The sequence below is a fragment of the Erythrobacter sp. genome, from assembly GCA_019739335.1.
Taxonomy (GTDB): Bacteria; Pseudomonadota; Alphaproteobacteria; order Sphingomonadales; family Sphingomonadaceae; genus Alteraurantiacibacter.
The window spans coordinates 2,809,605-2,823,354 of the sequence record CP073261.1; the positions used below are offsets into that span (position 1 = coordinate 2,809,605).

Below are 13,750 nucleotides of genomic sequence, written 5' to 3' on the forward strand. Positions count from 1 at the left end.
GCGATGGCTATCGAACTGAAAATGCCTGCGCTTTCGCCTACCATGGAAGAAGGCACGCTGGCGCGCTGGCTGGTGAAGGAAGGCGACAGCGTTGCCGCCGGAGACGTGCTGGCCGAGATCGAAACCGACAAGGCGACGATGGAATTCGAAAGCATCGACGAAGGCACCGTAGGCAGCATTCTGGTGGCCGAGGGCAGCGAGAATGTGAAAGTCGGCACGGTGATTGCAGTGTTGCTGGGCGAGGGTGAGGATGCTTCCGACGTCGAGAAGCCTGCCGCGCCAGCAGAGAAGGTGGATAGCCAGCCGGGCGAAGGTAAGGACGTGGGTCGGGATGAGGACGAACCCGAAATAACCAAGCCCCAACCCGCCGCCAAGGTCGAAGACCCCGCCATCCCCTCCGGCACCAACATGGTCAAGCTGACCCTGCGCGAGGCCCTGCGCGATGCGATGGCCGAGGAAATGCGCCGCGACCAGCGGGTATTCGTGATGGGCGAGGAAGTCGCCGAGTATCAGGGCGCCTACAAGGTGACGCAGGGGTTGCTCGACGAATTCGGCCCCAAGCGGGTGATCGACACCCCGATCACCGAATACGGCTTTGCCGGGATCGGCACCGGTGCGGCGATGGGCGGCCTGCGGCCGATCGTGGAATTCATGACCTTCAATTTCGCCATGCAGGCGATCGATCACATCATCAATTCCGCCGCCAAGACGAATTACATGTCCGGCGGGCAGATGCGCTGCCCGGTAGTGTTCCGTGGCCCCAACGGTGCCGCCAGCCGCGTCGGCGCGCAGCACAGCCAGAACTACGGCCCGTGGTACGCCAGCGTCCCTGGCCTGATCGTAATTGCACCCTACGATGCGCAGGATGCCAAAGGCCTGCTGAAATCGGCTATCCGCAGCGACGATCCGGTAGTCTTCCTCGAAAACGAGTTGATCTACGGCCAGACTTTCGAACTGGCGCAGCTGGACGATCACGTGCTGCCCATCGGCAAGGCGCGGATCATGCGCGAGGGTTCGGATGTCACCATCGTCTCCTACTCGATCGCCGTCGGCATCGCGCTGAAGGCGGCAGAGGAGCTAGCCGAGCAGGGGATCGACGCCGAAGTGATCGACCTGCGCACCCTGCGCCCGCTCGACAAGGAAGCCATTCTCACCTCATTGGCCAAGACCAATCGGGTGGTGATCGCCGAAGAGGGTTGGCCGACCTGCTCGATTGCCTCAGAAATCGTGGCGATCTGCATGGAGGACGGCTTCGACCATCTCGATGCGCCGGCGCTGCGGGTGTGCAACGAGGATGTGCCGCTGCCCTATGCCGCCAATCTGGAAAAGCTGGCGCTGATCGACAAGGAACGCGTAATCGCCGCCTGCCGCAAGGTCTGCTACCGGGATTAGTTGCCCATCGAGAGCCCGGAGCCGCCGTGTTCATCGCAGCTGGCGACCGGGTCCGGAGCGGCAGAATCGCGCTGGTATATTTGCGTCAAGTCGCGGTCGTCACGGACGGTGAAGCTGGCGATGGCGGTGATTTCGTGTGATGCGAACGAAAAGGGATCGCCCACCAGCGGCTGGTAATCGTACGATATCTCGACGAACATCACGGCATCGTCGGCAAAGGCAATGACTTCTTCCCCGGCTGGTCCCATGCCGGGGAAGCCTCCCGCAGTGCCGTCGCCTTCTTCTCCGTAGCTGCTGTCATGGAGCTTCGTGCCCATGCATCGCTGCCATTCGATGTACTGCCGGTCCGTGGTTCCCTCCACCACTTGCAGGCTGCTCAGGATCACCCTGCCATGCGCGTAGAGATCTACTCCCGCGCTGCTCTGCATATGGGCACCGTAGAAAAGATCGTTGATATCGGCTTCGTAGATCTTTCGATCCTGGAGGACGGACGTGTCACCGATGCGCGAAGCGTTATCTGCGATCTGGATGGCCAGCTGCGAAATCTGCATCTGCACCAACGCGCGATTGGCGGTCTCCAGTCCCATCAGGCCGACCCCCAGCACGAACGGCATGGCGAGCGCGAACTCGGTCATCGCGACGCCGGACACGTCCCGGCGCAGGCGGCGCAGCAAGGTGGGAAGAGCAGCCGGCATCATGCGCAGTTTCCCGTCGTGAAGGTTTCCTCGGTCATGTTGAACGGCTGGTTGCGCAGCACGGTTCGGGCGCTGACGTTCACAGTGTCATCGAAGCCCAGCAATCCCGCCAGCGGAAAAGCGCGATCATAGCTGGCATTCACTTCGTAGAGCACTGCATCGCGCGCGCTGTTGGCGGCGTCACGAGCGCGGGTGCTATCCCAGAAGCCGTTGCTGTTCAGATCGACGAATGTCTCGTTGTTGTTGCAAACCCCGTCACCATTGGTGTCGGTGAACTCCTCCGCGCGGCCCATGTCGGAATAATTGCGATAGGCGGAGCGGGTGAAAGTGACATTGGACGAAGGCACGACCTTCTGCACGGCTTCACGCACCTTGGTATCCAAGGCAGCGGGGTTGTTTGCGAATTGTTCGATAGTGGAATCGCGCGCGGCCTTTTGCACCGCTCCTTCAATCATCGATTCCGCGTAGATGTTGTACGAAAAATCGAACAAACCCATCATCGTCACCAGCAGCACCGGGGCCAGCAGCGCGAACTCGACGACTGTCACGCCAGCCTCGTCGCGACCGAGCCCAGAGCTTCTCGCGCACATCAACTTGAAACCCGCAGTTCGCTCATGGATCGGGCGATTTCCTGGAATGCGTCGTTCAGCTCTTCGGCGCTCGAAGCCTCGAAGGTTCTTCCAGGTCCGCCGCATTCCTCCATGATCGGGTTGAGCGTGGTGCCGAAGGCCACTACCCAAACGGTAATGTTGCGGTTCTTTACCTGCTCGCAGACAACGCTGAAGCGGTTCTCTATGGTCTGGCGCAGGGTTTCGCTGCCGCCCGGCAGCCAGCGGCGCTGGTCGAGGCCATCGATGCCATAGGCACCGTAAGCAAGATCGAATGGCTCCGTTTGTCCATCGGTCAGCCAGATCATGTGGCGGCTGCGGGTGCGGCCGCCTTCATCGGCATTGTCGGCGGCGAACAGCCCGGTCGGCGAAAGCAGGCGTCCGCCCCAGATCATCCCGATGTCGTGGTAGGTGGCGCCAAAGGGCTGGAGCGTAGCGAGATAACCGTCGAGACTGGCGCTCGTCATTTCTGTCAGGCGTTGGGCCGGGGCAGGGCAGTCGGAGAACCACCAGTTACCGCTGTCGACAAATTCCTGCTCTGTCGTCACCTCGGCGGTCGTGAATGAGCCGCTGCCGTTGTGCTGCATGGAGCGGACATATATCGCTTCGGGATAGCGAGGCCGCCACTGGGTTGAAGGATCGCCCGCTGTAGGCACCAGATCGATATCGAGATCGAGCGCGCGGGTGAAATCGACGTTGTCGTAATCTGTAATCCGGTAGGTATCGCGTTCCTCGATGCAGCCATCCTGCTCTGTACGCCAGTTGGCGACATTGCGGGAGATCGGACGGTAAAGCCACTTGTATTCCAGCGCAGGGACTTCGGTGACTTCCTCGTAATTCTGCACATAGTTGGTCGACATGCGGTACTGGACTTCACAGATGCTGCCGTTCACGTGGGAACGGAATACCTTGCCGTTCTCCAGCATCTGCATCGGCTGGACCGAAAGGATCGCCGCAGGCTGGGTCTTTACCTCGTTGTACTCGGTGCCGTTTTCCGTTGGCGTGTAGACGATCGTGTCGGCCGGGGTCGCTCCGTTGCAGCTATAGTATCCGCGCTGGTCCCAGCTGGTGGCCGGATTCCAGGTTGCGGGATAGGTGGACTGGGTGATCCATGTTCCCCAGGGGGTGCGGGTGCCCGAAACATAGGTCCAGTTGCGCGTATAGGTCGTTCCATGGGAAACGACGACCTGGTTCGATTGTTCGCGGCTTTGGTACGTCCATTCATCAACCACCCAGTCGTCTTCCAGCAGGTGGCCGACGTTCACGTTGGTGGCGTAAGGCACGAAGCCGTAGCGGATTTCGGTGTTGGGTGCCTTGTTGCTGTCGATCTGGGTATAGAAATCGCGGATCACCTGTTTGACTGAATCCAGCCGGTTCAGCGTATCACCCGGATTGGTGTGCCGCATCGATCCGGTGGTATCGACCACCATCATGATGTCGAGATCGCTGAAGTTGAGGATCGAAGCGCAATCGACCGAGACTTCGACCTCGTCGAAGCCAAAGACGGCCATCAGTGTGGTGGGCACATCGACCCTGGCGGTGCCGCTGATAGAATAGTTTTCTTCCAGCGCCATCTCGAAGCTACGGTTTTCGGTGCCGTAAGCGCCGTCCTGAAAGTTGAGGTTGAAGAACCGCTGACCGGTTTCGACCACATCGTTCGGAACCACGCCGTCTACCGCCACGCTGGACCCCAGCCGCTTGCGCGCCGCCAGAGTGCCGGCGTCGCAGGCCTGCTGCAGGCGGCTCTGCGCCAGATACCCGCGGCCCATGTCGATCCCGCCGCCAAGCAGGGCGAGAAGTGGAAACAGCGAAGCCGCGATCATCGCCAGCACATTGCCCGACGTGTCGCGCGCCAGACGGGACATTACCCGACCGTGAGGGATCGAACAGTGGTTTCCAGGCTTGCGCATGGCAAGTGTTATAGGCTGGCAGGGTTGAGGCAATCCCGAAGAAACGGGGTTAAATTTGCCTTGCAAGTTGTAAAATGACGTGTTTCGTCAATGCCTTGAATGCCAGATCACAGCCACCCCGCAGGGCTAGCCGACGGTCACACTGTCAGGAAAATCGGACGACTGAAATCGAGTGTAGGGCCTTCGATATCGATGAATTCGAGCACGCTGGTGATCCGGTACGTCACGGTAATGTCGAGTTCACGCGCTCCGGCAACTCGCTGTGTGGGTGCGTCGACAATAATCACGCCGAGCCGGTCCGGGTTCATCAGGTAGGGCGCACCCTGAGCGTGATTGCGGGCCCAGCTGCGGATCTGCGAATTAGAAAGCGCATTGCCGGTCTGGTATTGCACCATCGCATAGCGTGCGACATCAGCGGACAGATTCCGCATCGCATTGTAGCTTTGCAGCCCCATCCCCACCTGGAGTACGCCCAGGATCATCACGATGAAGGCGGGGCCGATCAGCGCGAATTCGATCGCGGCGACACCGGCTTTGTCGCGGCGGAGACGGGTCAGGAAATGGCGCATGGCTATCCGATCTGTACGGTGCGGCTGATGTTGTAATCGAACCCGGTTGTGACACCGAACTTGGTCCAGACAGGTTCGTATGTGTCGGTTATGTCGACCTGGATGAACTTGTACTCGACATCCGAACCGCAACTGTCTGCAGTGGTGACATAGGTCGATGTGACGCCGCAGCGAAATATTGGCGTGATTGTCACGTGATCGTTCGTTAATCCGGTGGAAGCGACGACGATGTCGCGCACTGTCGTCATTTCTTCGGGCGTTTCCGGAGCGACCGCGCGGACCACGGATGCGGCCTCCGCAGCGGCGCTCTGCAATTCCGTCTGCCGGGCAACCATCGAACTGACTTCGAAGCCGCCGAGCGCCAGCACCAGCAGGATCGGCGCGACGAAAGCAGTTTCGATGGCCATCGATCCGTCGTCGTTGCGACGGAACTGCGTGACCCGGGAGAGGGCGCGGATCATGCGACCAGCCTGACGCGGGCGGCGGTGGAAATGACCGCCGTGTCTTCCGACGACCCGGCGGGACAGAAGGTGGACATGTTGGTGGTGCCGGTGATGGTGATGTTGTTCGCCGCGATCATCAGGCACTGGCTGGTGACGCCAACGGTTCCGGCAAAGAACACTTCGCTGATCGGGAAATACAGCGTGCCGTTAAGCACGGTATTGGCGTTGCCGTTCAGCTTGGTCCTGCCGCTGCCTTCGGAGTCGCGATCTTCGAACACAAGCATGCCAGCCAGATCATTGGCATCGTCTGCCGAGACACCCAGCGACATCAGGTCGGACGCCTGCATGGCTGTCAGGCTGATGTCCGCGCCCCCGGCAACGTCGATCCAAGCGCCGTCATATAGCACGAACATGACGCCGGATCCGGTAACTTCGTGCTGGCCGGTGATCTTCAATCCGCCACCGACGATGTTGTAAACACCGGGGGCAAAGGCGGTATTACAGGAGATGTGGATGTCGGTATATGTGCCCGGGCGCACGGAGCCTGCTGGCATGCCGCCGGCGATCTGTATGTCGCTGTAGGTGTTGTAAACCGTCTGGGTCCGGCGTTCCCACTTCTGGTTCCCGCCGCCCTGGCTGCCGATCCGGGTCCAGACTTCCGAGGTGGACGTTGTCGTGCCCGCGGTTGTTCCATTGGGAACGGTCTGGTCATAGGCAGAGGTTGTCAGGTCAGTGTCCGACTTTCCCTCGGTGTTCGACCAGCCGGTCGCATTGCGCTGGGTCGAACCCTGGAAATAGTCGTAGACGGTGACGGTGCGGGTTTCGATATCCGCCGTCGTTGTCGTCGGCTCGGCACCGCAGCTATAGGTGCGATCGACCTGCGAGGCAGCGGGATTTGGCGGCGACAGCTCCTCGAACGGATCGTAGAGTCCATCCTGGTTCTCGAGGATGATATCGTCGGTATTGTCTTTCAGCCACTGGTCGATGCCGCCCGCCGAAATGATCCAGCCTGCTTCCACTTCGGGATTGCCGTCGACCTTGATAGAAAGGTCGTCGGTCGAAAGCGCGGCGAGACCACAACTGGCGGTAAGGATGGAGTTGCCGCCGATCGTGATGGCGCCTTCGTCTTCGTCGTCGAGCGCGATCAGGCAGCTGGTGAAAGTGGTACCTTCCTCGAAACTCGCCTGTGCATAGGCGTAAATCTCGGTGCTGCCCCCGGTGATGAAGCTGCTGAACGGCAATTCCTTTGCGGCCGTAACCGACACCGCGACCGAATTCTGCGTGCCACCGGCATAGTCGGCCAATTGCACCGTTGGATCCTGGTTGAAATCGTCGGTGACGGAAAGATTGGCGTTGAATTCCTGTAGCGCCCGGGTCTGGTAGGTTTCCTCGGTATCCTCGTCCGCCCGTGCCCAGGCACCGGCGATCGCGGCCTGATCAGCGGCAAACTGCAATTCGCGTTTCCACATGTACCATTGGGTCATGTCCACGCCCAAGCCGGCGCCGCCGATCAACACCGGCATTCCCAAAGCGACAAGCAAGGTGGCATTGCCGCTCGAGCAGCCTGCCATGCGGGCGATGTTACGACGGATCTTCGTGATCATTGGGCCTACCTGTTTTCATTATCGCGCAATCTTCGGTCGCTCCGGTATGATACGCGCGGTGTAGTAACCGAGCTGTAAACGCAGCTGGTTAACAACCCTTACAGCACCACCTAGCGCAGCATTCCGCCAATCCCGGAGTTGACGGGAGCGTGGCTGTGGGGGCACGGCGCAGGCCCATGAATGCAGACCTTATCGAAACCTTGCCGCTGCCCCATCGGCTGGCCTTAAGTTACGCTCCGCGGCGCGCACGGACGCCTGTGCTGGCACTGATGGCACTGGAAGCACGGCTCTCGGCGGTCCTGCGCCAGAAGGGCGAGGCGATAATTGCGCAGATGAAACTCGCCTGGTGGCGGGACCGGTTCGGGGAGCCCGCAGAGCAATGGCCACGGGGGGAGCCGTTGCTTGAATTGCTGCGAGAATGGCCGGGTAACAGGGAGGTGCTAAGCGGTCTCGTCGATGGGTGGGAGGTGTTGCTGGGAGAGCAGCTCGACCGCAGGACGATACAAGAATTTGCATCTGCAAGGGCCGCTGCATGGGCGGAAGCGGGAAATTCCGCTGCCGATACACTGGTCGCCTGCCAGTATGCCCTTGCCGATCTGGCGCTTCATCTGGAGCCGGGGCCGGAGCGCGAGGATGCGACGGCTTTGCTTGCCGAGTCGCGGGGGAGGGGCTTCCCCGCATGTTCGCGCAACCTTCGCCCCCTGGCGGTGCTCCGCGCGCTGGGCCTGCGCGCATTGGACCGTGGCAATACCGAACTGCTCGACGGCCCCGCTGCCATGCTGCTCGCCTTGCGGGTTGGCATTACCGGGCGATAGCGTAAATTCCGGCCAGCTATTGGGAATCACGCATGAACCGCATTCTTTTGGGAGCCTTTAGCGCGCTGGTGCTGGCGACGCTTGGCCTGTTCTGGATGCAGGGCAGGGCGCAGGTGGAAGAGGCTGCGCCGCCGCCACGCGCAGAGGGCGCGCCGGTCGATCCCGATGCGCTGCCCACTGCCGATCCCGCCGACATGGTCGGCCCCGCGCCGCCCGAAGCGAGCGAACTGACGCGCGAACAACGCCGGTTTTTCCGCTATGATCGCAACCGCGACGGCAAGATCACCCGCAACGAGATGCTTTCCACCCGCACCGATGCCTTCCGCGACCTGGACACTGACGGAAACAACTTGCTGACCTTCGAGGAATGGGCCGTCACCACCGCCACCCGGTTCGAGGAAATGGACGGCAACGGCGACAGCGAGCTCACCCCGGCTGAATTCGCCACCAGCGCGCCGCCGCCCCGACCGGCTGCGCGAGCAAGGTGCAATTGCTGATGTTCACCAATCAGTGAGTCCCCGCGCAGGCGGGGACCTCAGACGACCATGTGCTACAACCGAATGAGGTCCCCGCCTACGCGGGGACTCGGCTCTCGGCCAGCCACGCTCCAAAATCCGCCTTCGCCCGCTCGGTATAGGCTTCCTTGCGGACCTTCTTCCCGACTTCGTGCAGCGGCGGGAACAGTCCGAAATTGACGTTCATCGGCTGGAAGTGCTTGGCCTCGGCATCGCCGGTAATATGGCTGAGCAGCGCGCCCATCGCGGTGGTGGGGGGAGGGGGCGCCCACGCCTCGCCCACCAGTTCCGCCGCCGCCATCATCCCCGCCAGCAGCCCCACGGCGCTGCTTTCGACATAACCCTCGCACCCCGTTACCTGCCCGGCAAAGCGGATATGCGGCGCGCTTTTCAGCCGCAACTGCCTGTCCAGCAGCTCGGGCGAATTGATGAAGGTATTGCGATGCATCCCGCCCAGTCGCGCGAATTCGGCGTTCTCCAGCCCCGGTATCGTGCGGAACAGTTCCAACTGCGCACCGTGCTTCATCTTTGTCTGGAAGCCGACCATGTTCCACAGCGTGCCCAGCTTGTTGTCCTGCCGCAATTGCACCACGGCATAGGGCCAGCGACCGTTGGGGAATTCCTCGCAAGCCGTGCGTGGATCGTCCAGCCCGACGCCCTTCATCGGTCCGTAGCGCAGCGTTTCCACCCCGCGCTCGGCCATCACTTCGATCGGCATGCAGCCATCAAAGTAAGGCGTGTCGGCTTCCCATTCCTTGAACTCGCCCTTCTCGGCCTGCATCAGCCCCTGGTGGAAGGCGAGGTACTGCTCCTTGGTCATCGGGCAATTGATGTAATCCCCGCCTTCGTTCGAGGCCGAGGTGGTCTTGTTCCAGCGTGACTGGATCCATGCCTTCGACATGTCGATGGAGTCGCGGTAAACAATCGGGGCGATGGCATCGAAGAAGGCGAGCCGGTCCTCGCCGGTGGCCCTGACGATGCTCTGCGCCAGCGCGGCGGCGGTGAGCGGGCCGGTGGCGACGATGGTGAGGCCGTCTGCGGGCAAATTCTCCACCAATTCGCGCACAACTTCGATGTTGGGATGCGCCTCCAGTGCTGCCTGCACCTGCGCGCTGAACAGGTCGCGGTCCACCGCCATCGCGCTGCCCGCCGGAACCCGCGCCATTTCGCCCGCGCGCATTATGATGGAATCGAGCCGCCGCATCTCGTGGTGGAGCAGCCCCACCGCATTCTTGGCGTCATCGTCACTGCGGAAAGAGTTGGAGCATACCAGTTCCGCCAGCCCGTCCGTGTGATGTGCAGGCGTGGACCCACCTTTGCCGTCCTTGGCTCCGCGCATTTCGGACAGTCGCACGCGAATGCCGCGCTGCGCCAGCTGCCATGCCGCTTCGCTTCCGGCCAAGCCGCCGCCGATGATGTGGACCTGATGTGTCATGGTGGCGACAGATAAGTGCGTTTGCCTGCTGGTGCAAACGCTGGCTCGCCGCTAACCCTCGCCCGATGCGCAGAGCCCTTGCAGACAAACGCCCCTATCTGGTGCTGAGTGTGGTGGCGGCACTCGCCTTCTTCTATCTGCAGGTGACGAATCTGCCCGGCCTTTACCTGATCCCGATCAAGGGCTGCGCGGTGGGATTCCTCGCACTCTATGCGTGGATGCGGCATTCGAGCAAATCGGCGCAGATGCTGGCAGGCGCGCTGGCAGCGGCGGCGGTGGGGGACATGGCGATCGAGTTCGACCTGATCGCGGGCGCGGTGGCTTTCTTCCTTTACCATGTCGTGGCGCTGACGCTCTTCCTCCGACACCGGGGTGCGCCATTGGAGGGTCGGGACAGCCTGGTCTTCATCGCTTTGCTGCTGGGGACGCCGTTTGTCGCTTATTTCCTGCCCTATGATCAAGGGATGCGCTGGTCGGTGGCACTGTATGCGCTGGCATTGGGCGCGATGGCGGCGGGAGCCTGGGCGAGCGATTTCCCGCGATTGCGGGTAGGGGCGGGAGCTATCCTGTTCACCATCTCCGACCTGCTGATATTTGCCGAAATGGGGCCGCTGTCGGGCAGTACGGTGCCGCAGTTTCTCGTATGGCCGGTATACTACCTTGGCATGTTCCTGATCGCCATCGGGGTGGTGACGACGCTGCGCAAGCGCGATCCCGAACTGCGTGTGGTGCAGGGTGGACGGGAGACGCTACACTGATTGTGTGCGGCGCAGCCCGACCACAATCATTGCAGCCTACTCTCCACCCAAGTCTTCACTGTCGTCCCGATCTACCGTCGGCTCCACCGCCGTCTCGTCTCCGCCGCCACGGCGTTCGAGCATTTCCTCGACAACGGCTTCTTCCGCCGGGTTCTCCGGGCTTTCGTCATCGTCGATCAGTGCGGCGCCAACGATATGCTCACCCTTCGCCACGTTGAAGATGCGCACGCCCGAGGTGCTGCGGCCGACCACGCGGAATCCTTCATCGCTGCCCAGCAGGTGGCGCAGTTCGATGGTGGTGCGGATCATCTTGGCCTGGTCGGTCACCAGCAGCAGTTGGGATCCGTGGCGCACCGGCATGGAGGCGACCACCGGACCATTACGACCCGGCTGCGAATCCGGATCGGTAATGTTGGTCAGACCCTGTCCACCACGCCCGATGGTGCGGTACTCGTAGGCAGAACTGATCTTCCCATAGCCATTGGCGGTGAGGGTGAGAATGAACTCCTCCTCCCGCGCCATCTGCTGCATGGTATCGTTATCCAGCGCCGGTTCTGCCGGATTGTCCTTCCAGCCCGCCGACCGGATGTAGGCATCGCGTGTTTCGGTATCGGCTCCGCCTTCATTGAGCACCGCCATCGAAACCACCTTCGCCCCGTCTTTCAGCGTCATCCCGCGCACACCTATGCCCGTGCGGCTCTTGGTTTCGCGGGCGTCGCTGGCGGGGAAACGGATCGCCTTGCCCGAATCGGCGGCGAGGAACACTTCCTGCCCTTCGCTGAGCAGTTTCACCCCGATCAGCCGGTCCCCGCTGTCTTCGACAAAGCCCATCGCATATTTGCCTGCCGTCGGGACATTGGTGAAGGCATCCATCGAATTGCGGCGCACCATGCCCTGCTCGGTGGCGAAGACAATGTTGAGCGCTTCCCAGTCATTCTCGTCCTCGGGCAGCGAGAGCACGTTGGTTACCCGTTCCTCGTTCCCCAGCGGCAGCAGGTTGACCATCGGACGACCCTTGGTCTGCGGACCGCCTTCGGGCAGTTTCCACACCTTCAGGCGATACACGCGCCCGGTATTTGTGAAGAAAAGCACAGGGTTATGCGTCGAAGTGACGAACATTTCGACGACCGCATCCTCGTCCTTCGTCGCCATGCCGCTGCGGCCCTTGCCGCCGCGGGCCTGCGCCCGGAACGTGGCGAGGGGCGTGCGCTTGATATAGCCGGAGTGGGTGACGGTGACGACCATCTCCTCCCGCTCGATCAGGTCTTCGTCGTCCAACCCGTCCCACGCGGGCGCAATTTCGGACATGCGGGGAGTGGCGAACTGGTCGCGCACTTCCTGCAACTCGGCCCGCATCACGCCATAGAGCTTGACCCGGTCAGCCAGGATCGAGAGATAATATTCGATCTTGTCGGCAAGTTCCTGCAATTCCTCACCAATCTCGTCCCGGCCCATCGCGGTCAGGCGATGCAGGCGCAGTTCGAGGATGGCTTTGACCTGTCGTTCGGAGAGCTGGTAAGTCCCACCGCTTTCGTCTGCCGAAGGTTCGATCGCCTCGACCAGGCGGATATACTGGGCGATGTCGCCAATCGGCCACTCCTTGGCGAGCAGCTTGTCGCGTGCGATCTGCGGGTTGGATGATCCGCGGATCATCGCCACGACTTCGTCCAGATTGGAGACCGCCACTACCAGTCCGAGCAGGATATGTGCCCGGTCCCGCGCCTTGTTCAGTTCGAACTTTGTGCGCCGGGTGATGACGATTTCGCGAAACTGGATAAATGCCTGGATAAAATCGCGCAGCATCAAGGTTTCGGGCCGCCCGCCGCGAATGGCGAGCATATTGGCGGGAAAGCTCGATTGGGCGGGGGTGTGCCGCCACAATTGGTTCAACACCACTTCGGCGGTGGCGTCGCGCTTCAACTCGATGACCACGCGCACGCCCATCCGGCTGGATTCGTCGCGCACATCGGTAATACCTTCGATGCGCTTGTCTTTGGCGGCTTCGGCGATCTTTTCGACCAACCCGGATTTGCCGACCTGATAAGGAATCGAGGTAAGCACAATCGATTGGCGATCATTGCGCCCCGTCTCGATTTCATGCCGCGCCCGCATCAGGATCGAGCCACGCCCGGTGGTATAGGCCAGCCGCGCGCCGCTCTTGCCGAGGATTAGCGGACTGGTGGGGAAATCGGGGCCGGGAATGATCTCGTGCAATTGTTCCGAGGTAATCCCCGGGTCGTCCATATAGGCGAAGCAGGCGTCGATCACTTCGCCCAGATTGTGCGGCGGGATATTGGTCGCCATGCCCACCGCGATGCCGCCCGCGCCGTTGACCAGCAGGTTGGGGAATCGCGCGGGGAGGACCGAAGGCTCCTTCTCCGACCCGTCGTAGTTGGGGACGAAATCGACGGTATCCTTTTCCAGATCGGCGAGCAGCGAATCCGCCGCCTTCGCCAGCCGGCTTTCGGTATAGCGCATCGCCGCCGGTGGATCGGGGTCCATGCTGCCGAAATTGCCCTGGCCGTCGATCAGCGGCAGCCGCAGGCTCCACGGCTGGACCATCCGGGCGAGCGCGTCGTAAATCGCGCTGTCGCCGTGCGGATGGTACGAACCCATGACTTCGCCGACGATCTTGGCCGACTTGCGATATGGCTTGGTGGACGTATAGCCGCCGACCTGCGCGGCATAGAGAATCCGCCGGTGGACCGGCTTCAGCCCGTCGCGCACGTCGGGCAGCGCGCGGCTGACGATCACGCTCATCGCGTAATCGAGATAGCTCGTCTTCATCTCATCGACGATGTCGATGCGACCATAGATTTCGGGTGCCGCTGGCGGCGTGAGATTATCGGTCTCGTCGCTCACTGGAAATTGGTGTCCGTATTGTTCCGGTTATCGGCGAAAACCTAGGCGAAGGGTGCAGCAAGCGCCAGTTTTCGACCCCTTTGATATGGGGAGAACAATGCGTTTTTCCACACTTGCTCCCAAGGCCGGATCGTTGAACCGCCC

Annotated in this window: 12 protein-coding genes; 4 read left to right on the top strand and 8 right to left on the bottom strand. The window is 61.6% G+C overall.

Annotated elements, in window-relative coordinates:
- The first annotated feature begins 3 nt into the window (after window positions 1-3).
- Window positions 4-1,392 (top strand): pyruvate dehydrogenase complex E1 component subunit beta, encoded by a 1,389-nt coding sequence (locus JY451_13740; GenBank protein QZH74702.1) that lies wholly within the window; start codon window positions 4-6, stop codon window positions 1,390-1,392.
- On the opposite strand, the gene JY451_13745 is transcribed toward JY451_13740, so the two are convergent.
- The 6 genes from JY451_13745 to JY451_13770 all read right to left on the bottom strand — a co-directional run bounded on the left by JY451_13745 (window position 1,389) and on the right by JY451_13770 (window position 7,221).
- The gene (locus JY451_13745) at window positions 1,389-2,090 is read right to left on the bottom strand and encodes a hypothetical protein (GenBank protein ID QZH74703.1); all 702 of its coding nucleotides are present in this window, start codon (window positions 2,088-2,090) and stop codon (window positions 1,389-1,391) included. The genes JY451_13740 and JY451_13745 overlap by 4 nt on opposite strands.
- The gene (locus JY451_13750) at window positions 2,087-2,635 is read right to left on the bottom strand and encodes a pilus assembly protein (protein ID QZH74704.1); all 549 of its coding nucleotides are present in this window, start codon (window positions 2,633-2,635) and stop codon (window positions 2,087-2,089) included. The genes JY451_13745 and JY451_13750 overlap by 4 nt, the downstream gene beginning before the upstream one ends.
- A gap of 41 nt (window positions 2,636-2,676) precedes the next feature.
- On the bottom strand, window positions 2,677-4,560 hold the full coding sequence (locus tag JY451_13755) for a VWA domain-containing protein (protein QZH74705.1): 1,884 nt from the start codon (window positions 4,558-4,560) through the stop codon (window positions 2,677-2,679).
- A 182-nt stretch (window positions 4,561-4,742) separates the two neighbouring features.
- Entirely contained in the window at window positions 4,743-5,174 is a 432-nt protein-coding gene (locus JY451_13760; protein ID QZH74706.1) for a pilus assembly protein, read from the bottom strand.
- Between the two features lie 2 nt (window positions 5,175-5,176).
- Window positions 5,177-5,635, bottom strand: coding sequence for a pilus assembly protein (locus JY451_13765; protein ID QZH74707.1), 459 nt, complete (start codon window positions 5,633-5,635; stop codon window positions 5,177-5,179).
- Window positions 5,632-7,221, bottom strand: coding sequence for a hypothetical protein (locus JY451_13770; protein ID QZH74708.1), 1,590 nt, complete (start codon window positions 7,219-7,221; stop codon window positions 5,632-5,634). Before JY451_13770 ends, JY451_13765 begins: the two co-directional genes overlap by 4 nt.
- 176 nt (window positions 7,222-7,397) lie before the next feature.
- Here JY451_13770 and JY451_13775 point away from each other — a divergent pair, with 176 nt between their 5' ends.
- On the top strand, window positions 7,398-8,036 hold the full coding sequence (locus JY451_13775) for a hypothetical protein (GenBank protein ID QZH74709.1): 639 nt from the start codon (window positions 7,398-7,400) through the stop codon (window positions 8,034-8,036).
- A gap of 32 nt (window positions 8,037-8,068) precedes the next feature.
- Window positions 8,069-8,533, top strand: a complete 465-nt coding sequence (locus tag JY451_13780) for a hypothetical protein (GenBank protein QZH74710.1) — start codon at window positions 8,069-8,071, stop codon at window positions 8,531-8,533.
- Window positions 8,534-8,609: 76 nt separating this feature from the next.
- Here the strand turns inward: JY451_13780 and trmFO are convergent, their stop codons facing one another.
- Complete coding sequence (gene trmFO / locus JY451_13785; GenBank protein ID QZH74711.1) at window positions 8,610-9,986, bottom strand: methylenetetrahydrofolate--tRNA-(uracil(54)-C(5))-methyltransferase (FADH(2)-oxidizing) TrmFO; 1,377 nt, start codon at window positions 9,984-9,986, stop codon at window positions 8,610-8,612.
- A 65-nt stretch (window positions 9,987-10,051) separates the two neighbouring features.
- Between trmFO and JY451_13790 the strand changes: the two genes are divergently transcribed.
- Window positions 10,052-10,744 (top strand): lysoplasmalogenase, encoded by a 693-nt coding sequence (locus JY451_13790; GenBank protein ID QZH74712.1) that lies wholly within the window; start codon window positions 10,052-10,054, stop codon window positions 10,742-10,744.
- Window positions 10,745-10,780: 36 nt separating this feature from the next.
- Here the strand turns inward: JY451_13790 and gyrA are convergent, their stop codons facing one another.
- Window positions 10,781-13,606 carry a DNA gyrase subunit A gene (gene gyrA / locus JY451_13795; GenBank protein QZH74713.1) on the bottom strand — a complete coding sequence of 942 codons (2,826 nt, stop codon included), beginning with the start codon at window positions 13,604-13,606 and terminating at the stop codon, window positions 10,781-10,783.
- Between the last annotated feature and the right edge of the window lie 144 nt (window positions 13,607-13,750).

Coding starts and splice junctions, on each gene's coding strand:
- JY451_13740 (QZH74702.1), top strand. CDS start 4: ATGGCTATCGAACTGAAAATGCCTGCGCTTTCGCCTACCATGGAAGAA.
- JY451_13760 (QZH74706.1), bottom strand. CDS start 5,174: ATGCGCCATTTCCTGACCCGTCTCCGCCGCGACAAAGCCGGTGTCGCC.
- JY451_13775 (QZH74709.1), top strand. CDS start 7,398: ATGAATGCAGACCTTATCGAAACCTTGCCGCTGCCCCATCGGCTGGCC.
- JY451_13765 (QZH74707.1), bottom strand. CDS start 5,635: ATGATCCGCGCCCTCTCCCGGGTCACGCAGTTCCGTCGCAACGACGAC.
- JY451_13790 (QZH74712.1), top strand. CDS start 10,052: ATGCGCAGAGCCCTTGCAGACAAACGCCCCTATCTGGTGCTGAGTGTG.
- JY451_13755 (QZH74705.1), bottom strand. CDS start 4,560: ATGTCCCGTCTGGCGCGCGACACGTCGGGCAATGTGCTGGCGATGATC.
- trmFO (QZH74711.1), bottom strand. CDS start 9,986: ATGACACATCAGGTCCACATCATCGGCGGCGGCTTGGCCGGAAGCGAA.
- JY451_13780 (QZH74710.1), top strand. CDS start 8,069: ATGAACCGCATTCTTTTGGGAGCCTTTAGCGCGCTGGTGCTGGCGACG.
- JY451_13770 (QZH74708.1), bottom strand. CDS start 7,221: ATGATCACGAAGATCCGTCGTAACATCGCCCGCATGGCAGGCTGCTCG.
- JY451_13745 (QZH74703.1), bottom strand. CDS start 2,090: ATGATGCCGGCTGCTCTTCCCACCTTGCTGCGCCGCCTGCGCCGGGAC.